This is a genomic window from Pedobacter aquatilis (assembly GCF_032678425.1).
Taxonomy (GTDB): domain Bacteria; phylum Bacteroidota; class Bacteroidia; order Sphingobacteriales; family Sphingobacteriaceae; genus Pedobacter; species Pedobacter aquatilis_B.
Map to the genome: position 1 here is coordinate 156,154 of NZ_JAVTSG010000006.1, position 24,090 is coordinate 180,243.

Sequence of the window (24,090 nt, forward strand, 5' to 3'; positions counted from 1 at the left end):
ATTATCGCCAATTGGTTTAATCTAATCCTTGCTATCTATACTATTCAAGAATTGTTCCAAAGAATATTCGTCTGGATATAAAACTTCGCGGGCCTTACTTCCCTCAAATGGGCCAACAATTCCGGCAGCTTCCAACTGGTCGATAATTCGTCCGGCACGGTTATAACCTAACTTTAATTTACGCTGAATTAGTGATGTAGAACCTTGTTGATGTAATACAATCAACCTTGCAGCATCTTCAAAAAACTTATCACGCTCGTTCGGATCGAAATCTGCCTTGCTGCCCTCTCCTGCCTCATCAATATATTCCGGTAATTGATAAGCATCAGAATAACCTCTTTGATTACCGATGTATTCAGAAATTCTATCAACCTCTGGTGTATCAACGAAAGCACACTGTAGCCTGATTAAGTCGCTTCCTGTAGATAAAAGCATATCTCCGCGACCGATTAACTGGTCTGCACCACCGCTATCTAAAATTGTACGTGAATCGATTTTCGACAGTACCCTGAATGCCAGCCTCGCCGGGAAGTTGGCTTTGATAGTACCAGTAATAATATTAACTGATGGACGCTGTGTAGCCAAAACCAGGTGAATACCGATTGCACGGGCCAACTGCGCTAAACGGGCAATTGGCGCTTCAACTTCCTTACCAGCCGTCATCATTAAATCGGCGAACTCATCAACCACCAAAACAATGAATGGTAAAAATCTATGTCCGTTATTTGGGTTAAGCTTACGCTTGATGAATTTATCGTTGTATTCCTTTAAATTTCGAACCTGTGCATCTTTTAATAAATCGTAACGCTGATCCATTTCTATACAAAGCGAATTCAGGGTGTTGACCACTTTCTTAGTATCGGTGATAATCGCATCTGCCTCACCCGGAAGTTTAGCTAAAAAGTGGCGTTCAATTCTATTGAATAAAGTTAGCTCTACCTTTTTCGGATCGACCAGTACAAATTTTAACTGCGCAGGGTGTTTTTTAAATAATAAGGAAACCAGAATTGAATTAATACCAACCGATTTACCCTGACCAGTAGCACCCGCAACCAATAAGTGTGGCATTTTGGCTAAATCGGCAATAAATACTTCATTACTAATGGTTTTACCCAAAGCAATTGGCAAATCCATAGTGTTTGAAGTCCACTTTTCGGTATTTAAAATGCTGCGCATCGGCACCATTTCAGGATGTTGATTAGGTACTTCGATACCAATCGTTCCTTTACCAGGCATTGGCGCAATGATACGGATGCCTAAAGCCGCTAATGAAAGGGCAATATCATCTTCAAGGTTTTTAATTTTTGAAATTCTTACACCCGGAGCAGGAATAATCTCATATAAAGTAACCGTAGGACCGATTGTGGCTTTAATCTTATCAATTTCGATATTGTAATGATTAAGCGTTTCGACAATTTTATTCTTGTTGGCTTCTAATTCTTCGGCATTAACAGATATTTTATTGGTACCATAATTCTCTAGTAAGTCAACCGTTGGATATTTATAACCTGATAAATCTAACTTTTCATCGTAATTACCAAACTGTTCTACTAAATCGTCTGATTTCTTTTCTTCTTCGGTTTTTTCTACCGTAAAAGTTGGCTCTTTTTCTTCTTCAATTGTCGGCTCTACCGTTAGTGGCATTGCCGAAGCGGCCGCAGTTGTTAAAGGTAAATTTACTGCCGAAGGAGATAAAACAACAGGTTTTACAAATTCTTCTTCCTCTTGTTTTTGCTCAAATCTATTCGGTTGCAATACTACATTTTGTTGCCTGCGCTCATTATTTAGATTTGTTTTTTCACGAACCGGAAATTCTATTGGTTCAGAAGTTTCTTCAACTTCTCTGTTATTTGAGAACTTTTCTCTAACCTCATTAACATAATCTGGCGTCTCATTATCTAAATAAACTTCCTTTTGCTTACGCTCTGGTAGTTTAAAATCGATGTTATAAGCAATAATTAGAATGGTTAATCCTGCAAAAGCAATTAAGCCGGCAACACCGGCAGCACCAATCTGCGCTGCAAGTAGCTTGTTGCTCCAATAACCAAATTCGCCCTCTACAAAATGCGGCGATGTTGACCAGAAACTATGTGCAAAGCCAAAGGTTAATGAAAGGAACAGCAGAAAGAAAAAGCTGTAACCTAAAGTTTTTGAAATGGATAATATTTTAACCTTAAACAACAAGCGGTAACCGATGATGAAAAATGCTAAAACGAATAAGAAAGATGCTACCCCAAACCATTCGTATATAAATTGGTGCGAAAGTAAGGCCCCAAATTTACCTAACCAGTTTTGTACAATTGGAATATTTACACCTGCATCTTTTAATTCTTCAGAAGTTTTAAACAAATTACTCCAACCCCCATTTGCATCGATTACGTAACTCTGGTCGTCTTGCCAGGTAAATAAATAAGATGTAAATGCAATTAAAAAGTATAATGAAAGTATAACGAAAAATAAGCCTACAATTTTTACTGCACGTCCATCCTGCAAGTCGAAATTTGGCAAATATTCTCTTTTTTCTTTTGGCTGGCGACCAGATGATGACCTGCCTGATGCATTTTCGACACCTTTATCTCTGAATGTGTTGGTTTTAAATTGGTTTCCCCTTACCGCCATTTTCTATCGTAATAATTATAAAGAACAAATATAAAATATCTGTTACGAGTTTTACATGATGCTTCAAATTAAATAAAATTATTCGATGAGGCATTAAACCTTAAACAGAAAAATCTGTCTATTATTTTACAACACACAAGTTGCACGTTTTGTCAAAATGAAACGGATTTTGTTTTAGGTTTTAATCCCGTTTGGTCCTGGAGAGGTTAAGCGGGATTTTTATTTATTCAGAAAATCAAGGTTTTGTGTTTCATAGGTACTGTAGTCCTACTATTCATTACAATCTTTTTGTTTCTGTTAGCCTGAGCTTGTTGAAGACCTGCAACAAAAAGTATTTCCATTACTATCAGGTTTAAGAAACTTAAGTCTTTGCTACAAATAAAAACCACCACGCGGTTAATAATTCACTCTGCAATTAATGAATACGCAAACTATCGTACCTTCGATCAACTTTCCTTATTTAAGCTAAAATTCTACACTTTATTAATTTTTTGTTAATTTAAATCCATATTAATTACTATCTATATGAGTACAGGTCAACTTGAAGCACAAATTGAGGCCGGAGATTTACAAGCTGTTAAAGACATATTAGTTCAGAATCCGTCGTTGGCTAATGCGAATACCTCACATAATATATCGCCGTTATTATTGGCTTGCTACTATAGAAAGCAAGATATTGCCAATCTGATAGCAGAATTTACAGACAATCTGACTTTATTTGAAGCTTGTGCAGTTGGCAAATACGATGCAGCAACAATGTTAATTTTTCAAAACCCTGATAGTGTTAACCAATTCTCTGAAGATGGTTTTACGCCCCTTGGGCTCGCTTGTTATTTCGGGCATGAAGAATTAGCCAAGTTTCTGGTTTTGAAGGGTGCTGATGTTAACTTAGCTTCTAAAAATGGCTTTAATGTTTTTCCAATTCATTCCGCTGTTGCCGCGAATAATATTAATATTTCCAAAGTATTATTAGATGCAGGTGCTTATCCTAATGTTTGTCAGAAAGCAGGCTTAGCGCCACTACACACTGCCGCACAATTGGGAAATATCGAACTAATCATTTTGCTTTTGGAACATGGAGCCGAAGTTGGCTTACGCATGGAAGGCGGAAAATTACCAGCAGATTTAGCCGCAGAAAAAGGTTTTAATGAAATTGCAGAGATTTTAAGGGAAGATTAGAATAGGTTTTACGTTTTAAGTGATAAGTAGTACGTTTTACGTTATATGTTTACGTTTTAGGTTACGTACAACTTAAAACAAATAACCTAAAACCTAACCTTTACTCCCAAATTCTTAAACGCATTTTCTTCATGTAAGTTCTGATATCGAGTACTACAGCGGCTAAAAGGTAAAAGAGTATTGGAAATCCGACAGCAAGGAATGATGAGTAAATAAAAAACAAGCGTACTTTGGCCGTACTCATATTTAATTTATTAGCCAAATACGTAGATACTCCAAAACTTTGTTGCTCGAAATAGGTAATAATTCTTTGAAACATTTTTAGCCTGAATTAAATTCAATATCTAATTTAAATAAAATTTTGCAAAAAGCTTTAATAAAGAAAATCGTAAAGTTTTATTAGAGAATTAGTTTTTCGAAATCCTGCCTGTCTTCGTGTTTTATAAAAAGTATCTGATGGTCGTCTATACCAGAATACTTTTTCTTCAATTCATTCTTGAATTTTTCAATATCAACCTCAGCATTTAAAATTACCGTTAAAGCATCTGCATTGCCTCTAACTTCTATAATTTTATCGGGATAAAGTTCTTTCAGTTCGTGTGGAAATTCCATATTGACTAAACGGATTTGGTGGTAGAATGTTTTAAACTAAACGTTGTGTTAAATTTGCTTTAAAATTTTAATTCCAATACCACAAGATAAACACTTTTTATGCTCACAGTAATGCTTTTTTAATTGCAAAATTCCTTGAGATGCAAATGCGTTTTCCATAATCACCCCTGCCGATACAAACTTATCGGTTATTGCATTTTCTTCGGCAGGTAAGCTTTCCAGTAATTTTATTGCTCTGCTGATGTAAAACTGCGTTCCTGTATGTTTGCCATAAGCGAAAAGTAACAAGGAAACCGTATTCAATAGAATATTATCTTTTGATGATTTACCAATCTGAATATTTACGCCTTCTGTTTCTTTATTAAAATGGTAATGGCTTTTCCAGAAATCGTTTACCGGCAAATTTTCAAACAATGCACGAAGCTGAACTACGCTACTTATTTCCATTATTTTTGAAAAAAGATGATTGGCCTTGATAATTAAAGCTGCAAATTGAGCTAACCGAATGGTTGGAAAATTTTGCGGTCGCATTCGCATAAATTTCCAAAGCGAAACTTCTACAGGTTTAATCGAATATTTCTTTTTTAAGAATTGAAATTCACGTTTCAGCTTTGCCGGATAATCATCCTCAAAATTACTGTTTAAAAAGCCTGCTGCACCAAAAACCAATGCTTCAATTTGCATAGCGTTATCTTTGTGTTTAGCATAAATTTGTTGTGGTATGGCTTTAGCAAAGAGCTCAAAAGGTAACGCATTTACCTTAAATCCGAAATTCCGGGCAATAAAACGATAGAATGTTTCATCCCAGTTTCCGTTCAATTCATTTAAAGTTTCAATAACATGCACTGTCTTTTGCTCAAATCTTTCGATTACAGTTCTGGATAGAAAGGAATCAATTATCATTTTATCTACGATGTGAATTTTAGCATTGCAAGGAAAATCGTTTAGATTTAAAAACAAATATTCATATTTCTGAATCAATGTTTTTGATATGCGATTTTTAAGTTCCAGAACAGGTAAAACTGTTCTATCAAGCCTTTTAATCTCAATATCGTTATCAAAAACTACATGAAGAATCACATTTTCATAGCTTGAATCATTTTGATGGTTATGCCTTAACCAATCAGACGATTTAAGGTGAATTTCGATATTGCCTGCCCAAACGGTTTCGCCAATCTGTATTTTAGCATTGTTAAAATCAGGACCAGCATTTTTGTTTAGAAAACCTTGATGAATAATCTTTAAACATTCTCCAGAAGAGATTCTCAAATCGTTATTATCGAACGACCTAAACTGCCAAACATAGTGAAGGAAATCTTCTGGAAAATTCATTATTCAAGATAAAGAATATTCCTAAATGTTTTAAAACATTTTTGACGTCACCCTGAATTCATTTCAGGGTCTTGGATAAGAGATGCTGAAATGAATAATTCAGCATGAAGATTTGTTGAAACTAAGAGACTTCCACTTTCTTCTTATAATTCGTGATGAAAACGCCGGCAATAATTAAAACTGTAGCCACAATTAAATCCACATCCACTTTTTCGTTTAGAATTAACCAACCTAAAAATATGGCGATAACAGTATTAAAATAGGTAAGTATAGAAACCTCTGAGGCTGATACTTTTTTTAGGGCGTAATGATAACAGAAATAACCAAGTACAGAACCAAACACGGCCAAATAAACTGCGGCAAAAATACTTTCTGTTTTCCAGGCGTTTACATCGGCTTTGCCTGAGAATATTAATGCCAGACCAAATTGAACAATGGCCGAAAACACAAACTGATAAAATAGGTTCAGGAATATGTATTGTGGTTTACCACTGTGTTTTTTAGAATATATGGTTCCGATTGTCCACCCTGAAACGGCAACAACCAAAGATAAAATCCCATTACGATAGCCAGGTTCTAGTAAATCGCTTATTCCATCTCTAAAAATAAAAACGATGCCCAGAAAACCAATAAATACGCCAATAAATCCTTTTAAACTCGATTTCTGAATTCCTAAGAACACGCAACCCACAAAAACCAATAGTGGTGATGTTGCATTGATGAGTGAAGTTAATCCGCTAGGAATTGTCTTTTCGGCAACGGTTGTCATTCCGTTGGCAATTACAACCATTAAGATTGATAACAAAATTTGTCGCCTAAAACCTGGCCAGCCAATCCACTTCAATTCCTTTTGCTTGATAAGGATAATTAAAATTATCAGCGAAGCGATGGTTTGACGGATGGCAGTAACATACCACGCCGGAATACTTTCTACAGCAACACGGATGCCTAAATAGGTTGTTCCCCAAATTAGGGCAACACCAGATAAAGCTAGTATAAGTTTTAAATCTACTTTAGATTTCATGTATATATTGAGATTAACCGAAAGGAACGCAAAACTTTAGGCAAAGAAAAAGAGTTGCCCCGAAAACACAGATTTACACGGAATTTTTTAATCTTATTTCAAGGCTTTAGTATTCGTGTTATTTTTAAGAAGTGAAAATTTCACTCATTTTCCATGTTTTGAGTGTTTCCGTGATAACAAATGAATATATGGCTAAACCAAATTTGCTCCAACTAAAATCTGCTCCATTTCTTGTTGTAATTTCAAAGCTTCGGCCCTTGCCTTTTCTGCAAAATCTTCGCCTTGGCTAGCATAAATAATGCCTCTTGATGAATTTATCAGTAATCCGCATTGCGAGTTCAACCCATATTTACAAACTTCTTGTAAATCGCCGCCTTGGGCACCAACGCCTGGAACTAAAAGGAAATGGTTTGGGGCGAGTTTACGAACATCTGCAAATGCAGAACCTCGTGTTGCGCCAACAACGTACATCATTTGCTCTTCAGTTGCCCATTGTTGCGAGGTTTTAAGAACTTTCTCAAAAAGTTTATCTGCTCCTATTTCCTGTAATTGAAAATCTGCATGACCAGAATTTGAGGTTAATGCTAAAAGAATTACCCATTTATCTTTAAAAGTTAAAAAGGGCGTAACAGAATCGCTGCCCATATAAGGAGCAACAGTTACCGAATCAAAGCTCATTTCTGACGATTTTTCATTAAAAAAAGTTTCGGCATACATGGCAGAAGTATTTCCAATATCGCCACGCTTGGCATCAGCTATGCTAAAAATATCTTGAGGAATATACTTCCAGGTTTCGATTAATGTTTCCCAACCTTTTTTGCCATAACATTCGTAAAAGGCGGTATTAGGTTTATAAGCCACGCATAAATCCTTAGTTGCATCGATAATTTGCTTGTTAAATTCCAGAATTGGGTTTTCGTATTTTAAAAGGTGTTGCGGAATTTTATCAAGCGAAGAATCTAATCCAACGCACAAAAAAGAACGTTTTTTCTGGATTTGCTCAAAAAGTTGTTGCTTAGTCATATATGGGCTTGTTTGCTGCAAATATGAGGTTTTTTAAGTTTTTTGAACAATTAAAACATCCACTAATTAATTATTTTTATAAACATTTTAAACTTTTTCTTGCGGATTTCGTTTCAAATACATACAATTGCAACATAATATCTCAACCGTTTATCTGAATATCCCAGAAAAAATTAATCTAAACTTGTTTTTATTACCATTTTCTAAGAACGATTTATCGTTTTTGTTCAGCACGTAAACAACTTTGAAACCATTTTGAGTTACCCAAAAACCACTCATTTTCGGTTTTACAGCATTAAGATTTTATACACAATGAAACCGCTTGGCTTTTAAACTAACACAAATATTTTAGCCCAAGCAGATTTATAACAGGAAACATCCGTTATAAACAAATGAAAAATTTCTTGAAACATATATATTTAGAATGTTTAGCAAAACAGAATTAAATGAGAAGCTTACTCCCGAATTACGTGAGCTTGCTAAAACCTATGGCATTGAAGGTGCTGAATCCCTAAGAAAAATTGACCTTGTTGAAGTACTTTTGCACCAGCAAGAAATGATAACTGCAGCAAAATCTGGTGCAGATCCATATAGCGACGAGGAGCCTGCAGCGGTTGCACCAGCACCAAAAACAAAGGCAGTTAAAGCCGACAAAGCACCTAAAGCTGAGGCTGAAATTTCAACTACAGATAAACCTGTTAAAAAAAGAACGAGGCTACCAAAGGAAAATACGGCTGGTTCGGTTGAGCAAAAGAGAGAATCGGTTACCTTGTTTGACGAGCCTCAGCATCAACAAGAAGAAACACAGCCAGACAGAATTGTAGAATCGGAAGAAAGTGTTAAACCAATTTCTGCACTAATTGAAGAATCTGCTGAAGTTTTACCAACTCCGGCACCTGCTCAAAGACAAAGACAAGAACAAAGAGAAAAACAAGATAAGCCGCAACGCGATGATAATCGTCAGCAAAAACAACCAGGCGGTGGTAATCATCACAAAAACGAAAACAGTTATTCAAACTTAGATTTTGATAATGTTATTACCAATGAAGGTGTTTTGGAAATTATGCCAGATGGTTATGGTTTCTTACGCTCTGCTGATTACAATTACCTTACCTCTCCCGATGATATTTACGTATCTCAATCGCAAATAAAACTTTTCGGTTTAAAAACCGGGGATACCGTTAAAGGTAGCATCCGCCCTCCGAAGGAAGGCGAAAAATATTTCCCATTGGTTCGTGTAGAAACTATCAATGGCAGAATCCCTGCAGAAGTTCGCGACCGTGTTCCTTTTGATTATTTAACGCCACTTTTCCCAACAGAAAAATTAAATTTATTTACGGATAATAATAACTATTCTACCCGTATTATGGATTTATTTACCCCAATTGGTAAAGGTCAACGTGGTTTAATCGTGGCGCAACCGAAAACGGGTAAAACCAATTTATTGAAAGAAGTTGCAAACGCAATTGCTAAAAATCACCCGGAAGTTTATTTAATTATTCTTTTAATTGATGAGCGTCCGGAAGAGGTTACCGATATGGCTCGCAGTGTTAGAGCTGAGGTGGTTGCTTCAACTTTTGATGAACCTGCTGAACGCCACGTTAAAATTGCCAACATCGTTTTAGAAAAATCTAAGCGTTTGGTAGAAAGCGGACATGATGTTGTTATTCTTTTGGATTCGATTACGCGTTTGGCAAGGGCTTACAATACAACTGCTCCTGCATCTGGTAAAATTTTATCGGGTGGTGTTGATGCAAACGCACTACACAAGCCAAAACGTTTCTTTGGTGCGGCTCGTAACATCGAAAATGGTGGCTCATTAACCATTTTGGCTACAGCTTTAACTGATACCGGTTCTAAAATGGACGAGGTAATCTTCGAAGAATTTAAAGGTACTGGTAACATGGAATTACAATTGGATCGTAAGTTATCTAACAAACGTATTTTCCCTGCTATTGATATTACGGCATCGAGCACGCGTAGAGATGATTTATTATTAGACAGAGATATTTTACAACGCGTTTGGATTTTACGTAACCACCTTGCCGATATGAATAGTCAGGAAGCAATGGAATTTGTACAAGCCCAAATTAAAGGCACAAAAAGCAACGAAGAGTTTCTAATTTCGATGAACAGCTAAAATAAAGTAAGATGGAAAACGGATGATGGTTGAGGTATACCTTTCCATCTTCCATTTTCCATCTTCCATTTTTACTCTATGAAAAGGCATATACCTAACGCGATTACCTGTGCAAACCTTTTTTCTGGTTGTATTGGAATCGTTTTTGCATTTAAAGGCGACTTACAAACTGCAGCATATTTCGTAATTCTTTCGGGCATTTTTGATTTTTTTGATGGAATGGTGGCCAGGTTGTTGAATGTAAAATCGGCGATTGGGAAAGATTTGGATTCGTTGGCAGACATGGTAAGTTTTGGTTTTTTACCGGGTGTTATTATGTTCCACTTATTAAAAGCAAGTGATTTTTCTTCAGAATATTTACCCTATCTGGGCTTTTTCATAACCGTTTTTTCGGCCTTGCGGTTGGCTAAATTTAATAATGATGAAAGGCAAACTGAAGACTTTATTGGGCTTAACACCCCGATGAATACGCTTTTCATTTGTTCCTTACCCTTTATCGCGACAGATTATCCGCAAGTAATTGGTTCTACAATTTTACTTGTTTCCATAACCGCAATAACTAGCTTTTTATTGGTTAGCGAAATAAAAATATTCTCTTTAAAATTCAGCAATTTGAGTTGGGCGAAGAATAAAATCAAATTTATATTCCTGATTTTATCTGCTGTTTTAATTGCAGTGTTGCAATTTGCGGCAATACCATTTGTGCTGGTACTTTATATTGGTTTATCGATTTTACATTTCAGAGGAACGACTACAGCACCATAAACCTGCTAAATTATATTGTATTTAGTTTTAACATCCACAACTGAAAGTTCTATTTGGTTATAAATACCTTGAAGATGTTGATGTAATTGTTTAACTCTTTCAGGTAAAGTATCCAATTCTATAAGCTCGCGGGCGCTACGCTCTATGGTGTGCACGAATTCCTTTACATCTGTTCTGCCAACATAGGTAAAGGTTGGTTTTATCTTGTGGGCACAATCGGCCACTCTTTTCCAGTTTTTCTGGTCAAGTGCATCTTCAAGCTCAGCCATGTAAAAAGGCGTCTGCTCAATAAACGTGTTAAAAATTTCAATCATGAATTCTGGGTCATGACCAACCATTTCAACAAGATATGATAAATCTAAGGGATGATTATCATAGTTCTCTTCCATAAACCAAACATAAGCAATTAGATTTTCTTTACTTCCAAATCGTCCGAAATATTTAGGGCTATTTGAAAAATACTTTTCTTTAATATCGGATGCTCAACATCGGGCGCAATTTCGACCAAAGGTTGCATCACAAACTTTCTGTATTGCATCTGTGGGTGCGGAATCTGAAGTTTTCCCTCAATATCTACCACTTCATCTCCAAATAAAATCAAATCGATATCAATTAATCTTTCGCCCCACTTTTCCTTTCTTATCCTTCCTAATTTCGCCTCAATTCCGAGCGCTTTTTCCAGTACATCAACGGCGTTAAAATTAGTGTATAACCCAACGGCTTGATTTAAAAAAGAAGGCTGGTCGGTTTTCCCCCAGGCGGCTGTTTCGTAAATAGATGACTGAATAAAAACTTCACCCACTTCCCTATCCAATAGCTCAATTGCGTCTTCAAGGTTTCGTTTTCTATCTCCTAAATTACCACCCAGTAACAAATAAGCAGTTGTTTGCTCTAATGCCATATATGCAATGTGTATTTTATATCTTTACGCCACAAAATTAAAACATTTAAATGAGAGATTTTTTCAAGTATTTATTTGCCTCGATGTTAGGTTTTTTCCTTTCAGTTATTATTGTATTTGTTGTATGCTTTGTTGTTATTGTTGCAGCCATTTCATCAATAGATGACGATAAAACCGTAACCGTGGGTAACAATTCAGTTTTATACTTAAACTTAGACCAACCCATTACCGAACGTACACCTAGAAGAAGTTTTGGCAATCTACCAATCATTGGTTCGGATGAAAGTGATGGTATCGGGCTAAATGATATTCTAAAATCAATTAAGAAGGCAAAAAGCGATGATAATATTAAATGTATTTATTTAAATGTCAGCAGTCCGAATGCTGGTTTTGCTACCATGCGTGAGGTTAGAAATGCTTTGGTTGATTTCAAGAAATCGCATAAAAAAATAATTGCCTATAGCGAAGTTTATACTCAAGGTGCATATTATATCGCATCTGCGGCAGATAAAGTGTATTTAAATCCGGAAGGTGCTTTGGAGTTTAAAGGTTTCAGTTCAGAACTTACTTTCTTTAAGGGCACTTTAGAAAAAGTTGGTGTAGAAATGCAGGTCATTCGAGTGGGGAACTACAAGAGTGCTGTTGAGCCATTTATTTTGGATAAGATGAGTGATTACAACCGCAAGCAAGTTACCGCTTACGTTGGCGGATTGTACAATACTTTTTTAACAGATATTTCAAAAACCAGAAGCATACAAAAAGACAGTTTATATAGCATAGCTGATAACTACAAAATCAGAGCACCAAAAGATGCATTGGACTATAAAATGATTGATGCATTGAAATACAAAGATGAAATTTTAGAAGAACTGAAAGCCATTTCAGGTAAAACCAAAAAACAAGATATTACTTCAGTTTCGATAAATGATTATGCTAAAAACGTAAGCTCATCTGGTAGCAGCAAAAATAAAATAGCTGTTGTTTACGCTAATGGCGAAATAACTGGAGGCGAAGGTTCGGATGCACAAATTGGTTCTGAAAGAATTTCAAGGGCAATTAGAAAGGCCCGTTTGGACGATGATGTAAAAGCTATCGTTATCCGTGTAAATTCTCCGGGTGGAAGTGCTTTAGCTTCTGATGTAATCTGGAGAGAAATCGTGCTGACCAAAAAGGAGAAACCAGTAATCGCATCCTTTGGTGATGTTGCCGCATCTGGCGGATATTACATTGGCTGTGCTGCTGATAGTATTTTTGTTCAACCAAATACCATTACAGGTTCTATTGGTGTATTCGGCTTGATACCAAACTTCCAAAACTTAATGACGAATAAACTGGGCATTACTTTCGACGGTGTTAAGACTGGTAAATATGCCGATATCATGGCCACCAACCGACCAATGACGGAAGGTGAAAGATTTATCATTCAAAACGAATTGAATAGAATTTACAGCGGTTTTGTTAGTCGCGTTGCGGATGGCAGAAAGAAAAGCAAAACTTACATCGATAGCATTGGCGGCGGACATGTTTGGATTGGAACTGATGCCGTTCAAATTGGATTAGCTGACAAAATCGGAAGTTTTAATGATGCGATTAATTCAGCAGCTAAAAAAGCTAAAGTAAAAGACTTTAAAGTTGTAGAATATCCAGATGTGATTGACCCATTGAAATCTTTTCTTGAACAAGGTACAGACAGAATAAAAACCTATTATACCAAACAAGAACTTGGCGATAATTACATGCTTTATCAGCAAATGAAAAAAGTAATGGCAAGTTCTGGTATTCAAATGAGAATGCCTTTTGAGGCCGTTATAAAATAACAGGAAATCGATGATGTAAGATGAGTGATGGCAAAAAACTATCTTTCATCTTACATTCATTTTAAAAATTGATGAACCGGACTTACGAATACTGGTTCATATGATTAAGCACTTCCTGTGTTACATTTTTGCCACCTTTAAAATTGGTAGCGATAGAACCGATTGTATAAATTGGTCCCCAAGGAATACCCCACCAACCGAGTACAAAAGATAATGCTGTCCAACCCAAGCCTTTTGTAATGGCATTTTCTCCCGATTTTATAAAATGAATATCAGAGCTTCTCCGAAAAGTCATTATTAAGATTGAAATTGTGTATTGGTACATTACAAATTTAGCACCTTGTTCTATTTCCTGATTAATTACAATTGCGCTCATTCCATCAATTCCCTTTATAGCTGACATAGTTTACGTTATTTAGTGAAGTGAAAATATAAATTTTTAGCGCATAACGATGTAACATCGAAAAACTATTTCCTAATTTTACGGCTTATGGAAAACAAAACCATCGCTCTTACTTTACGCTTGCTTTCACAGTTAATGGAATTGCATGAGGAGAATCCTTTCAAAATTAAATCAGTTGCCAATGCTTATTTTAAGGTGGATAAATTACCATTTGCTTTAAAAGATAAACCTGTTGATGAAATTGATAAGATTGAAGGTATTGGAAAAAGTCTTGCTGCAAAAATTATCGAATTGCTCGAAACAGGTGAGCTAAAAGAATTAAATGATATTGTTCAACAGACACCCGAAGGCATTATTGAAATGCTTGGCATTAAGGGCATTGGTCCGAAGAAAATTTTAATCATCTGGCGAACATTAGGTATCGAAAGCATTGGCGAATTGTACTATGCCTGCAACGAAAACCGATTGATTGAGGCAAAAGGCTTCGGCTTAAAAACGCAGGAGGAAATTAAAAAAGCTATCGAATTTAAACTGGCTGCTAACGGCAGATTTTTATATGCGCAGGTTGAAGGTTTTGCAGAGTCTATTTTAGACGAACTTTCGAGATGGTTAATCAGTGTAGATCACCATTCTTCTATCGCTTTTGCTGGTCAATACCGAAGAGCATGTGAGATAATTGATGAACTTGAAATTGTAATTGGTGCAGAGCACTTAGAAAATGTAATTCTAGGGTTGCCAAATTTCGAAAAGTTATCCTTAATAGTTGGAGAAGAGTTTTTTATCACCACAACGGAAACAGGTTTAAGAATCAAAATTTTAGTAGTTGAGAAAGCAAACTTCTACCTCGAATGGTTTAAACTTACCGGTAACGCTGAGCATGTACAGAAGGTTTTAAGCCTGGCTGGCGATGGCCCTTTTGCAAATGAGCAGGAAATTTACAGCAATGCCGGATTAGCCTTTATTGAACCCGAATTGCGTGAAGATTTCGACGAAATTGAATTGGCGAAAGAAAATAATCTTCCAACATTAATAAAATATGATGATTTGAAAGGCAGTTTGCACAACCACTCTACCTGGAGCGATGGGGTGCATACTTTAGAGCAAATGGCAGTTTATTGTAAGAATGTGCTAAACCTTGAATATTTAGGTATTTGCGACCACTCAAAAACTGCTGTTTATGCCAAAGGTTTGAATGAGCAGCGTGTTTTTGAACAGCACCAGGAAATTGATGAGCTAAATAAAAAGCTAGCACCTTTTAAAATTTTTAAAGGGATTGAGAGTGATATTTTAAGCGATGGCTCTTTAGATTATTCGGATGATGTTTTAAAAACTTTCGATTTTGTGGTTGCTTCGATACACAGTAATTTGCGTATGGATGAATTAAAAGCAACTACACGTTTACTAAAAGCAATTGAAAACCCATATACTACTATTTTGGGGCATCCGACCGGAAGGTTATTGCTAAGTCGTGCAGGCTACCCTATTGATTATAAAAAGATTATTGATGCTTGTGCCGCAAATCATGTGGTGATTGAGATTAATGCAAATCCATTGCGTTTAGATTTAGATTGGCGCTGGCACAGATATGCTTTGGAGAAAGGCGTTTTGCTATCTGTAAATCCAGATGCGCATCGTACTGAAGGTTTTCACGACATGAAATATGGAATTTTAGTTGCCCGCAAAGGTGGCTTAAGTGCAGGTAAATGTTTAAATGCATTCTCTTTGGAAGAAATAACAGAGTATTTTGATAGAAAGAAGGCGTAGATAGTTGGTGAGTGGGTTAACTGGTTCGTTGTCGTCATTTCCAATTTAGTTGGAAATCTTAATGCAATTGGCTAGGTGTTTTAAGGCTATTAACCTCTTGCCACGGAAAAACAGAAGACTCGGAATTATTTGAATCAAAATCATTACAAGCTTAAAACTTTGACGGAAAGACGCTCTGACATTAATGCTTAAGCAAGAAATCTAAAATCGTAACTCATAAATCCAAAATCAATATAATATCTTTGCCCCCATGATAAGTGAAATTGCCAACCGCGTATTTAATCAGGTTATTACAGACTACCACAAGTTTGATGATATTGACCATCCGGTTGAAAACCCATACGATGCTGAAAGCTTAGAGCATCTTTTTTACATTAAAAACTGGATTGATACTGCCCAATGGCACATGGAAGATGTGGTGCGTAATCCACAGATAGACCCGGTTGAAGGTTTAAGCTGGAAAAGACGTATTGATGCGCAAAACCAGGTTCGTACCGACATGGTTGAGTTTATTGATGGTTATTTCTTAAATCTTTACAAAGGTATTTCGGCTTCGCCGGATGCAAAGGTGAATACGGAGAGTCCGGCATGGGCAATTGACAGGCTTTCGATTTTGGCTTTGAAAATTTACCATATGCGGGAGGAGGCTGAACGTGAAAGTGCATCGGCAGAACATCGCGAAGCGTGCCAAACGAAACTTAATGTTTTACTTGCTCAACGTGATGATTTATCGGCAAGTATTGATGAATTGTTGGCAGATATTGAGGCAGGTAAAAAGTACATGAAAGTGTATAAACAAATGAAAATGTACAACGACCCAAGTTTAAATCCGGTGTTGTATAATAAAGTTTAGTTCCAAATTCACCATTGCAAGGTATATAGCAATCTGTTTGTTGTAGAGATTGCTTCGTACCTCGCAATGGTGAACGATTTATCAACATGGCCATACCCAAAAAAATTATCGTTTTACGTTTTTCGGCCATGGGCGATGTTGCAATGGTGGCTTCTGTTTTAAAGGAATTTTCAGCCCAAAATCCATCAACTGAAATTATAATGGTTAGCCGTGAGGCTTTTAAACCATTTTTTGATGGAATTCCTAATGTAATTTTTCATGCTATACTGCCTAAAACCATTCATAAAGGTATTGATGGATTGTACAAACTTTATCAGGAATTAAGGAAATATAAACCAATTGCAATTGCAGATTTGCACGATAATTTACGTAGCCGGGCAATTTCTACATTTTTTCGATTAAGCGGAGTACAAATAAAGCGGTTAGATAAAGGGCGAGCGGAGAAAAAAGCTTTAACCCGTTCGACTAATAAAATATTTAAAAAACTTAAACTTACTGTAGAACGCTACGCCGATGTTTTCAGAGCTTTGGGATATCGTATTTCATTAAGCCATAAATTAGTTTCAGCTCCGCAAGAAATCCCTTCAAAAGCCAAAAGCTTATTTAAGGATAGCGAGCAAAAGAAAGTAGGCATCTCCCCTTTTGCCCAGCATATTTATAAAATTTATCCATTGGAGAAAATGGAGAAGGTTGTTTCGGCTTTAAGTTTAATTGGCTATGAGCTTTTTATTTTCGGTGGCGGAAAAACGGAACAAGCCATTGCAGAAAAGTGGAGTATGAGTTATTCAAACACCCACAATTTAATTGGTAATTTTAATTTAAGTGAGGAATTAGCGATTATCTCTAATTTAGATTTGATGCTGAGCATGGATTCATCAGGAATGCATATGGCTTCTTTAGTTGGCGTTCCAGTGGTTTCTATATGGGGGCCAACACATCCATATGCAGGTTTTTTAGGTTATGGACAAGATGAAAGTGATTGTATTCAAATCGAAAATCCTGCCAGACCAAATTCAATTTACGGAAACAAACCGTGTATTTGCGGTGTTGAAAGCTGTATGGATTTAATTCATCCGGATACAGTTTTAAACAAAATTAAAGAAAAACTAAATGGCTAAGCAATTACTATTAGTTCGTCATGGCAAATCAGACTGGGGAAACCCCGAGTTGAAAGATTTTGACAGACCGTTAAATAAACGTGGTAAAGAGAATGCGCCAGAAATGGCAGACCGATTAATTAATCGTGGTTTCAAGTTCGATGCAATTGTAAGTAGCCCGGCAAAAAGGGCAAAATCTACCGCCAAATTTTTCGCAGAAGCTTATAAAACAGATAATATTAATTACGAAGAATCTATCTATGAGGCTTCTTCAGCTACGCTTTTGAAAGTTATTAATGGCTTTAATGATGATGCTGAAACTGTGATTATGTTTGGGCATAACCCCGGTTTTACTGATTTAGCCAATGATTTAAGTGACGCTGATATTTACAATATCCCTACTGCGGGTATGGTACTGATTTCTTTTCCTTTTGTATCATGGAAAATGATAAGTAAGGGAACTGGCGATTTGGTGTTTTTTGATTATCCGAAGAATAGTGATGAGGTATAGTTTTTGCCACGGAAACACGGAACACGTTTAACATCATCATTTCGACCGAAGTGGAGAAATCTGAGTAATTTAAACTACATTTTTTCCTTGCAACTATCGAAATATTTAAAATATAATTTAACGCGAACCTGGTACTGTCAGTTCCAAAAAGCTCAGTTCTCTGTTAAATAAACCCGATAAAACGGAAAGCCCGCAAGCGAGGAACGAGCGAGGACTTGAAGTGATAGCGGGGCTGCAAAATCAAAAGAATTACTGAACGTACATTTCCAAAAAAAATCTAAAATCGTAACCCTTAAATCGTAATTTTAATTATCTTTGAGCATATAATAACGAAAAGTCCGGCAATAGACATTTCGGTGAATTCTTAACCTAACTTCTTTTGGTTATTTCATAATTCGTATCGCCGGAAGATTTATCCACTAAATTATCTGAACATGAGTTTTGACTATAATACTACGCGTAGCCATTTGATTTTATCGGAATATGGCCGCAACGTTCAAAACATGGTAAAATATATTTGCGAATTACCAACCATAGAAGAACGTAATAAATATGCCCAGGCGGTTATTGACCTGATGGGTTTTTTACAACCGCATTTGCGTGATGTTGCCGATTTTAAGCATAAACTTTGGGATCATTTACACATTATTTCGGGCTACCAGATTGATGTAGAAAGTCCGTACCCGAAGCCTTTACCAGAAAATGCTTTTAAAAAGCCGGAGCCGTTACCTTATCCTCAGCAAAGAATTACCTATAAACATTATGGTAAAACAGTTGAGAATTTGATTGAAAAGGCAATGCGTGAGGAAAATCCGGAACATAAAAAGGTAATGGTGCAAGGCATTGCAAACTTTATGAAAATGGCATATGTTACCTGGAATAAGGATAATGTGAGCGACGATACCATTATTAAGGATTTGAAATATCTATCTGGCGGATTACTTTCTCTTGATGAAGGTGTGAATTTGGCTAAGGTTGAGTTTAGGGCTCAAAATCCTCGTCAGAATAACAATAACAACCGCGGACGCAACAATAATAATAACAATAACAACGGTAAAAACCGTCAGAATAATAACAACAATAATAATCGCGGACGAAACAACAATAATAAACCTAAATATTAAAAGGAAAGGTAAAAGGCGAAAGGTAAAAGACTAAAAAGTACAAGTTTGCGTCAGAATTTAACTATGCACCCAATCTTGATACTTGATACTAAATACTTAATACCACTTACTCATTACTAAATACTTAAAGAAATATGAACGCATTTGAAATAACAGGCGGAATTAAATTAAAGGGCGAAATCACTCCACAAGGCGCCAAAAACGAGGCTTTACAGATTTTATCGGCTGTTTTGCTTACCGAAAAGAAAGTTACGATTAGCAACATTCCAGATATTAAGGATGTGAATAAGCTGATTGAATTATTGGGCGATTTAGGTGTAATTGTTGAGCGTATTGACAAAGACACTTACACTTTTGAGGCTAAAAACATCGATTTGAATTTCTTTGAGTCAGAAACTTTTAAAGCTAAAGGCGGTGGTTTACGCGGTTCGATTATGATTGTTGGCCCATTATTGGCTCGTTTCGGTAGAGCTGCAATACCTAAACCAGGTGGCGATAAAATCGGCAGAAGAAGGTTAGATACGCACTTTATCGGTTTTGAAAAGTTAGGTGCAAAGTTTGTTTACGATAGCAAAAAAGCTTTCTTTAATGTTGATGCAACCGATTTAAAAGGTGCTTATATTTTATTGGATGAAGCTTCGGTAACCGGAACAGCAAATATTGTGATGGCTGCTGTTTTAGCAAAAGGCACTACAACTATCTATAACGCGGCTTGCGAACCATATTTACAACAACTTTGTAAAATGCTTAATCGCATGGGCGCTAAAATTTCTGGAATTGGCTCTAACCTATTAACCATTGAAGGTGTTAAGGTTTTAGGCGGTACTAAACACAGAATGTTGCCAGATATGATTGAAATTGGTTCTTTCATTGGTATGGCCGCTATGACAGAATCGGAAATTACGATTAAAAATGTTTCTTATGACGAGCTTGGCGTAATTCCTGAAGTTTTTAAAAAATTAGGTATTAAACTAGAGCGCAGGGGCGACGATATTTACGTACCATCGCAAAAGCATTATGAAATTGATACCTTTATAGATGGTTCGATTTTAACCATTGCCGATTCACCTTGGCCTGGCTTTACGCCAGATTTATTGAGCATCGTTTTAGTTGTAGCCACACAAGCTAAAGGCAATGTCTTAATCCATCAAAAAATGTTCGAAAGCCGTTTATTCTTCGTAGATAAACTGATTGATATGGGTGCTCAAATTATCCTTTGCGACCCACATCGTGCTACAGTTAATGGTATTGATAAAAAATACAAACTTCGTGGCATCAGCATGACTTCTCCTGATATCAGGGCTGGAGTTTCGTTGTTAATTGCTGCTTTATCTGCCGAAGGTAAATCGACCATTTATAACATCGAACAGATTGAACGTGGTTACCAGGATATTGATACGCGTTTACGTGCTTTAGGTGCACAGATTAAGCGTGTAAATGCCGATGCACCGAGCCATTAGGCTTTGAGCTGAAAGATTATAGATGAAAGCGAAAAGGTGAAAGCCGAAAGCTTAAATAGCATAACGCAAAACGCCCGAGTAATTTCTTACTCGGGCGTTTTTTATGGAATCTCGTCATTGCGAGGCACGAAGCAATCTTTTATAACAGTTACATTTTGGAAGCACAAAGCTTTAAGATTGCTTCGTGCCTCGCAATGACGACTTTGTGAATAAATCCTTACCCCGATATCGCGTTTATAATATCGTATTGGGTAATAATTTCTATTTTTCCGGCCTCATCTTCAACTAAAACTGCAGAGTTTTCTTTATTAATTAACGATGAAATTTTATCAATTGAAGTATTCAAATCAACAAACGGGAAGGTTGAAGTCATGATTTCAGAAATTGGTGCAGACTTTAATCCCGGATTTTCTAACAATGCCGATAAAATATCACTCTCGGCAATTTTACCAACAATCATACCCTGTTGCGTAACCGGAATTTGAGAAATATTCATCGATTTTATCGTATTGATGGCTTCTAAAACAGATTTATCCGCATCAAGCGTTACAATTTCTGTGGCTTCTTTTTTAGCCAAGATTGATTTTGCTGTTAACTTTTCATCTTGTAAAAATCCACGTTCTCGTAACCAATCTTCATTATACATTTTACCCATGTAACGGCTTCCGTGGTCGTGGAAAATAACGACAACAACATCTTCTGGTTTTAATTTATCTTTTAATTGAATTAGTCCGCCAATCGCCGCACCAGCCGAATTACCAACGAAAATACCTTCCTTACGGGCAATATCACGAGTCATTAAGGCGGCATCTTTATCAGTTACTTTCTCAAATAAATCGATAACATCAAAATTTACGTTTTGCGGTAAAAAGTCTTCACCAATACCTTCTGTGATGTATGGATAAATTTCATCCTTATCAAAAATACCAGTTTCCTTATATTTCTTAAAAACAGAACCGTAAGTATCAATTCCCCAGATTTTAATATTAGGGTTTTTCTCTTTCAAATATTTACCAGTGCCCGAAATGGTACCACCAGTACCAACGCCAACCACTAAGTGCGTTATTTTACCTTCTGTCTGTTCCCAAATTTCAGGTCCGGTTTGCTCGTAATGCGCAGCAGAATTTGCTAAATTATCGTACTGGTTTGGCTTCCATGAATTTGGCACTTCACGCTCTAAACGCGATGAAACCGAATAATAAGAACGTGGGTCTTCAGGTTCTACGTTGGTAGGGCAAACAATAACTTCGGCACCAAAAGCACGTAAAGCATCAACTTTTTCTTTAGACTGTTTATCGGTTGTGGTAAAAATACATTTGTATCCTTTAATAATTGCAGCCATCGCCAAACCCATTCCGGTATTTCCAGAAGTACCTTCAATAATGGTTCCACCGGGTTTCAACTTACCACTTTTTTCAGCATCTTCAATCATTTTAACCGCCATACGATCTTTAATCGAGTTGCCAGGATTGGTTGTTTCTATTTTCGCCAGGATTGTTCCAGGAACGTTTTTCGTTATCGTATTTAATTTTACCAAAGGCGTGTTACCAATGGTTTCTAAAATATTGTTATACCACATTTAGCAAAATTAAACAAAGGCATTAAGTATTTTATAAACAATATTTTATTTGAAACATAATTTCGAATATTAAATTTTAATAGAATTTAATTGCATAATCTATAAATATTATAGGTATTATAGATTGATTATTGGGCGCATCGCAATTATGGTTTTATTGATTTGAGTAAGTTTGGTTCTAGTAATGTAATTTTATGTACCGCTAATTTCATTTGAAAATCAATGGTTCGGTTTTTTCATAGATACTTTAGTCCCGTTATCGCCTATAATCCTCATTTCGCTGCGCTTCATTGTGGGCTATTTGGCTCTACCGGGTTTATCATGAATGGCCTACTTTCAGAACTAAAAAAAGAAACTACAAATCCATAAATTATTGGTAACGGTTTTGATTTACTAAGCCAACTTATATATCTTTCCCGGTAGGGAAATAATAGCACCCTGCATTTCTAAAGTAAGCAGAATGATGGCAAGTTTACTTTGTTGTATGCCTGCGGTAATTGATAATTCATCAATGGTTAGCTGATTGTCTTTAAGAACATCTACAATTTTTTGCTCGTTTGCTGTTAAATTAAGTTGCAGAGTGGTCTGTGTTTCAATTTTCTTTTTCCTCACTTCATCGTCCCAACCCAAATAATAAATCAAGTCGTTAGCATTATTGATAAGCCCTGCCCGATTGGTTTTAATTAAAAAATTGCAACCTTCAGAGTAAACATCAGTAGTTCTACCCGGGAAAGCATAAACATCCTTATTGTACGAATTTGCAATTTCAGCAGTGATTAAAGCCCCACCTTTAATTGAGGCTTCGATAACGATTGTTGCATCGGCTATGCCGGCAATAATTCTATTGCGTTGTGGAAAATTCTGCCTGTCTGGATCGGTTTTGGTTGGAAACTCTGACAGTAAGCCTCCATTTAACACCATTTTCTGCGTAACAGGTTTATGTACTTGAGGGTACAATCTATCTAAACCATGACCTAAAACCCCAACTGTGGAAATATTGTTAGCGATACATTCTTTATGTGCTGCAACGTCAATTCCGTAGGCCAAACCACTTACAATTAAAACATCGTAAGCGGAGAGTACTTCACACAATTGCTTACAAAGTGCCTTGCCATAGTCTGTAGCATTCCTTGTGCCTACAATACTTATAATCCGGGGGTGATTTAAATCAGCTTTGCCTTTAAAATAAAGCAGTATTGGACCATCAGCACAGTTTTTTAAGCGTTTAGGGTAGTTTTCATCAGAGAAAAACAAAACTTCAATGCCATGTTTTTCTATGAAATTTAATTCTTCTTGCGCCCGTTCCAACGCATCTGTTTTTAAAATTGCCTCAACTGTTTTCTCACCAATCCCCGGAATTTGGAGCAGTTGTTTTCTACTCGCTAAAAATACGGCTTCTGCGCTCCCACAATAAGCAAGCAAATTTTTGGCGTTTACAGGGCCAATAGATTTAATAAAAGTTAAGGCAATTTTGTGAAGCGTACTCATCATTAAACGTTAAGGTGAATAAATGCGGGATGATTTATTTCCTTAATACTTAAATGATTAGAAATCAATATCGATAAGGCTTTTAAGAGGGATGTGTATGTTATTTTTTAATTGAATATATTTTTCGGTAACAGACCAAACGGTTGTATCTACCCTTTTCGGACCAATGGTTGTATTAAATGTAATTACGGCCTTGGCTTTAAATTCATTTCCAAGACGCTGTGCTTCATCCAGTTTCTTTTGCAAGCTTCCTGAATTATCTTCTGTGGCATTTATAATATTTAAGTATCCTATTTGTTCTTTCTCAACGGTCTCTATTGGCATAATATCTTTTTAACGATTAATCTTAAACAAGCATATTAAAATTTTAGAACAAAAACAAGGTTTAAAATGCTTTTA

Annotated in this window: 22 protein-coding genes; 10 read left to right on the plus strand and 12 right to left on the minus strand. The window is 36.3% G+C overall.

Annotated elements, in window-relative coordinates; all coding sequences use genetic code 11:
* Positions 1–21: 21 nt before the first annotated feature.
* On the minus strand, positions 22–2,619 hold the full coding sequence (locus tag R2Q16_RS17405; RefSeq protein WP_316738949.1) for an FtsK/SpoIIIE family DNA translocase: 2,598 nt from the start codon (positions 2,617–2,619) through the stop codon (positions 22–24).
* Positions 2,620–3,144: 525 nt separating this feature from the next.
* Here R2Q16_RS17405 and R2Q16_RS17410 point away from each other — a divergent pair.
* Entirely contained in the window at positions 3,145–3,798 is a 654-nt protein-coding gene (locus R2Q16_RS17410) for an ankyrin repeat domain-containing protein (RefSeq protein WP_316738950.1), read from the plus strand.
* Between the two features lie 100 nt (positions 3,799–3,898).
* On the opposite strand, the gene R2Q16_RS17415 is transcribed toward R2Q16_RS17410, so the two are convergent.
* The 5 genes from R2Q16_RS17415 to pyrF form a co-directional block, all read right to left on the minus strand.
* Complete coding sequence (locus R2Q16_RS17415; protein ID WP_316738951.1) at positions 3,899–4,117, minus strand: PspC domain-containing protein; 219 nt, start codon at positions 4,115–4,117, stop codon at positions 3,899–3,901.
* 80 nt (positions 4,118–4,197) lie between these two features.
* Entirely contained in the window at positions 4,198–4,410 is a 213-nt protein-coding gene (locus R2Q16_RS17420) for a hypothetical protein (protein WP_316738952.1), read from the minus strand.
* A 48-nt stretch (positions 4,411–4,458) separates the two neighbouring features.
* Positions 4,459–5,742 carry a DUF2851 family protein gene (locus R2Q16_RS17425; RefSeq protein WP_316738953.1) on the minus strand — a complete coding sequence of 428 codons (1,284 nt, stop codon included), beginning with the start codon at positions 5,740–5,742 and terminating at the stop codon, positions 4,459–4,461.
* Positions 5,743–5,863: 121 nt separating this feature from the next.
* Positions 5,864–6,766 carry a DMT family transporter gene (locus tag R2Q16_RS17430; RefSeq protein WP_316738954.1) on the minus strand — a complete coding sequence of 301 codons (903 nt, stop codon included), beginning with the start codon at positions 6,764–6,766 and terminating at the stop codon, positions 5,864–5,866.
* A gap of 192 nt (positions 6,767–6,958) precedes the next feature.
* Positions 6,959–7,789 (minus strand): orotidine-5'-phosphate decarboxylase, encoded by an 831-nt coding sequence (gene pyrF / locus R2Q16_RS17435; RefSeq protein WP_316738955.1) that lies wholly within the window; start codon positions 7,787–7,789, stop codon positions 6,959–6,961.
* 424 nt (positions 7,790–8,213) lie between these two features.
* On the opposite strand from pyrF, the gene rho reads away from it, so the two are divergent.
* The gene (gene rho / locus R2Q16_RS17440; protein WP_316738956.1) at positions 8,214–9,929 is read left to right on the plus strand and encodes a transcription termination factor Rho; all 1,716 of its coding nucleotides are present in this window, start codon (positions 8,214–8,216) and stop codon (positions 9,927–9,929) included.
* Between the two features lie 78 nt (positions 9,930–10,007).
* Complete coding sequence (pssA, locus tag R2Q16_RS17445) at positions 10,008–10,694, plus strand: CDP-diacylglycerol--serine O-phosphatidyltransferase (RefSeq protein ID WP_316738957.1); 687 nt, start codon at positions 10,008–10,010, stop codon at positions 10,692–10,694.
* A gap of 5 nt (positions 10,695–10,699) precedes the next feature.
* On the opposite strand, the gene R2Q16_RS17450 is transcribed toward pssA, so the two are convergent.
* Together R2Q16_RS17450 and folK are read right to left on the minus strand one after the other, a co-directional pair.
* The gene (locus R2Q16_RS17450; RefSeq protein ID WP_316738958.1) at positions 10,700–11,083 is read right to left on the minus strand and encodes an Hpt domain-containing protein; all 384 of its coding nucleotides are present in this window, start codon (positions 11,081–11,083) and stop codon (positions 10,700–10,702) included.
* A gap of 17 nt (positions 11,084–11,100) precedes the next feature.
* Complete coding sequence (folK, locus tag R2Q16_RS17455; protein WP_316738959.1) at positions 11,101–11,595, minus strand: 2-amino-4-hydroxy-6-hydroxymethyldihydropteridine diphosphokinase; 495 nt, start codon at positions 11,593–11,595, stop codon at positions 11,101–11,103.
* A gap of 50 nt (positions 11,596–11,645) precedes the next feature.
* Here folK and sppA point away from each other — a divergent pair, with 50 nt between their 5' ends.
* Positions 11,646–13,412, plus strand: coding sequence for a signal peptide peptidase SppA (sppA, locus tag R2Q16_RS17460; protein WP_316738960.1), 1,767 nt, complete (start codon positions 11,646–11,648; stop codon positions 13,410–13,412).
* 82 nt (positions 13,413–13,494) lie between these two features.
* Here the strand turns inward: sppA and R2Q16_RS17465 are convergent, their stop codons facing one another.
* Positions 13,495–13,815 carry a hypothetical protein gene (locus tag R2Q16_RS17465; protein ID WP_316738961.1) on the minus strand — a complete coding sequence of 107 codons (321 nt, stop codon included), beginning with the start codon at positions 13,813–13,815 and terminating at the stop codon, positions 13,495–13,497.
* A gap of 87 nt (positions 13,816–13,902) precedes the next feature.
* On the opposite strand from R2Q16_RS17465, the gene R2Q16_RS17470 reads away from it, so the two are divergent.
* The 6 genes from R2Q16_RS17470 (at position 13,903) to murA (ending at position 20,624) form a co-directional block, all read left to right on the plus strand.
* On the plus strand, positions 13,903–15,579 hold the full coding sequence (locus tag R2Q16_RS17470; protein WP_316738962.1) for a helix-hairpin-helix domain-containing protein: 1,677 nt from the start codon (positions 13,903–13,905) through the stop codon (positions 15,577–15,579).
* Between the two features lie 250 nt (positions 15,580–15,829).
* Positions 15,830–16,432 carry a DUF4254 domain-containing protein gene (locus R2Q16_RS17475; protein WP_316738963.1) on the plus strand — a complete coding sequence of 201 codons (603 nt, stop codon included), beginning with the start codon at positions 15,830–15,832 and terminating at the stop codon, positions 16,430–16,432.
* 86 nt (positions 16,433–16,518) lie between these two features.
* Positions 16,519–17,550, plus strand: coding sequence for a glycosyltransferase family 9 protein (locus R2Q16_RS17480; RefSeq protein ID WP_316738964.1), 1,032 nt, complete (start codon positions 16,519–16,521; stop codon positions 17,548–17,550).
* On the plus strand, positions 17,543–18,040 hold the full coding sequence (locus R2Q16_RS17485; protein WP_316738965.1) for a SixA phosphatase family protein: 498 nt from the start codon (positions 17,543–17,545) through the stop codon (positions 18,038–18,040). The genes R2Q16_RS17480 and R2Q16_RS17485 overlap by 8 nt, the downstream gene beginning before the upstream one ends.
* Positions 18,041–18,474: 434 nt before the next feature.
* Positions 18,475–19,164 (plus strand): DUF4290 domain-containing protein, encoded by a 690-nt coding sequence (locus R2Q16_RS17490; RefSeq protein WP_316738966.1) that lies wholly within the window; start codon positions 18,475–18,477, stop codon positions 19,162–19,164.
* A 134-nt stretch (positions 19,165–19,298) separates the two neighbouring features.
* Entirely contained in the window at positions 19,299–20,624 is a 1,326-nt protein-coding gene (gene murA / locus R2Q16_RS17495; protein ID WP_316738967.1) for a UDP-N-acetylglucosamine 1-carboxyvinyltransferase, read from the plus strand.
* A gap of 217 nt (positions 20,625–20,841) precedes the next feature.
* Here murA and R2Q16_RS17500 read toward each other — a convergent pair whose 3' ends face one another.
* The 3 genes from R2Q16_RS17500 to R2Q16_RS17510 all read right to left on the minus strand — a co-directional run bounded on the left by R2Q16_RS17500 (position 20,842) and on the right by R2Q16_RS17510 (position 24,015).
* Positions 20,842–22,203, minus strand: a complete 1,362-nt coding sequence (locus tag R2Q16_RS17500; protein WP_316738968.1) for a pyridoxal-phosphate dependent enzyme — start codon at positions 22,201–22,203, stop codon at positions 20,842–20,844.
* A gap of 393 nt (positions 22,204–22,596) precedes the next feature.
* Positions 22,597–23,691 carry a DNA-processing protein DprA gene (dprA, locus tag R2Q16_RS17505; RefSeq protein ID WP_316739249.1) on the minus strand — a complete coding sequence of 365 codons (1,095 nt, stop codon included), beginning with the start codon at positions 23,689–23,691 and terminating at the stop codon, positions 22,597–22,599.
* A gap of 57 nt (positions 23,692–23,748) precedes the next feature.
* Entirely contained in the window at positions 23,749–24,015 is a 267-nt protein-coding gene (locus R2Q16_RS17510; RefSeq protein ID WP_316738969.1) for a hypothetical protein, read from the minus strand.
* Between the last annotated feature and the right edge of the window lie 75 nt (positions 24,016–24,090).

Bases quoted from the DNA above. Each gene is read 5' to 3' on its own strand.
- R2Q16_RS17415 (WP_316738951.1), bottom strand. From the start codon at position 4,117: ATGTTTCAAAGAATTATTACCTATTTCGAGCAACAAAGTTTTGGAGTA.
- R2Q16_RS17450 (WP_316738958.1), bottom strand. From the start codon at position 11,083: ATGGAAGAGAACTATGATAATCATCCCTTAGATTTATCATATCTTGTT.
- R2Q16_RS17500 (WP_316738968.1), bottom strand. From the start codon at position 22,203: ATGTGGTATAACAATATTTTAGAAACCATTGGTAACACGCCTTTGGTA.
- pssA (WP_316738957.1), top strand. From the start codon at position 10,008: ATGAAAAGGCATATACCTAACGCGATTACCTGTGCAAACCTTTTTTCT.
- rho (WP_316738956.1), top strand. From the start codon at position 8,214: ATGTTTAGCAAAACAGAATTAAATGAGAAGCTTACTCCCGAATTACGT.
- R2Q16_RS17475 (WP_316738963.1), top strand. From the start codon at position 15,830: ATGATAAGTGAAATTGCCAACCGCGTATTTAATCAGGTTATTACAGAC.
- sppA (WP_316738960.1), top strand. From the start codon at position 11,646: ATGAGAGATTTTTTCAAGTATTTATTTGCCTCGATGTTAGGTTTTTTC.
- R2Q16_RS17465 (WP_316738961.1), bottom strand. From the start codon at position 13,815: ATGTCAGCTATAAAGGGAATTGATGGAATGAGCGCAATTGTAATTAAT.
- R2Q16_RS17405 (WP_316738949.1), bottom strand. From the start codon at position 2,619: ATGGCGGTAAGGGGAAACCAATTTAAAACCAACACATTCAGAGATAAA.
- dprA (WP_316739249.1), bottom strand. From the start codon at position 23,691: ATGAGTACGCTTCACAAAATTGCCTTAACTTTTATTAAATCTATTGGC.
- R2Q16_RS17485 (WP_316738965.1), top strand. From the start codon at position 17,543: ATGGCTAAGCAATTACTATTAGTTCGTCATGGCAAATCAGACTGGGGA.
- R2Q16_RS17480 (WP_316738964.1), top strand. From the start codon at position 16,519: ATGGCCATACCCAAAAAAATTATCGTTTTACGTTTTTCGGCCATGGGC.
- R2Q16_RS17410 (WP_316738950.1), top strand. From the start codon at position 3,145: ATGAGTACAGGTCAACTTGAAGCACAAATTGAGGCCGGAGATTTACAA.
- murA (WP_316738967.1), top strand. From the start codon at position 19,299: ATGAACGCATTTGAAATAACAGGCGGAATTAAATTAAAGGGCGAAATC.
- pyrF (WP_316738955.1), bottom strand. From the start codon at position 7,789: ATGACTAAGCAACAACTTTTTGAGCAAATCCAGAAAAAACGTTCTTTT.
- R2Q16_RS17425 (WP_316738953.1), bottom strand. From the start codon at position 5,742: ATGAATTTTCCAGAAGATTTCCTTCACTATGTTTGGCAGTTTAGGTCG.
- R2Q16_RS17470 (WP_316738962.1), top strand. From the start codon at position 13,903: ATGGAAAACAAAACCATCGCTCTTACTTTACGCTTGCTTTCACAGTTA.
- folK (WP_316738959.1), bottom strand. From the start codon at position 11,595: ATGGCATTAGAGCAAACAACTGCTTATTTGTTACTGGGTGGTAATTTA.
- R2Q16_RS17510 (WP_316738969.1), bottom strand. From the start codon at position 24,015: ATGCCAATAGAGACCGTTGAGAAAGAACAAATAGGATACTTAAATATT.
- R2Q16_RS17430 (WP_316738954.1), bottom strand. From the start codon at position 6,766: ATGAAATCTAAAGTAGATTTAAAACTTATACTAGCTTTATCTGGTGTT.
- R2Q16_RS17420 (WP_316738952.1), bottom strand. From the start codon at position 4,410: ATGGAATTTCCACACGAACTGAAAGAACTTTATCCCGATAAAATTATA.
- R2Q16_RS17490 (WP_316738966.1), top strand. From the start codon at position 18,475: ATGAGTTTTGACTATAATACTACGCGTAGCCATTTGATTTTATCGGAA.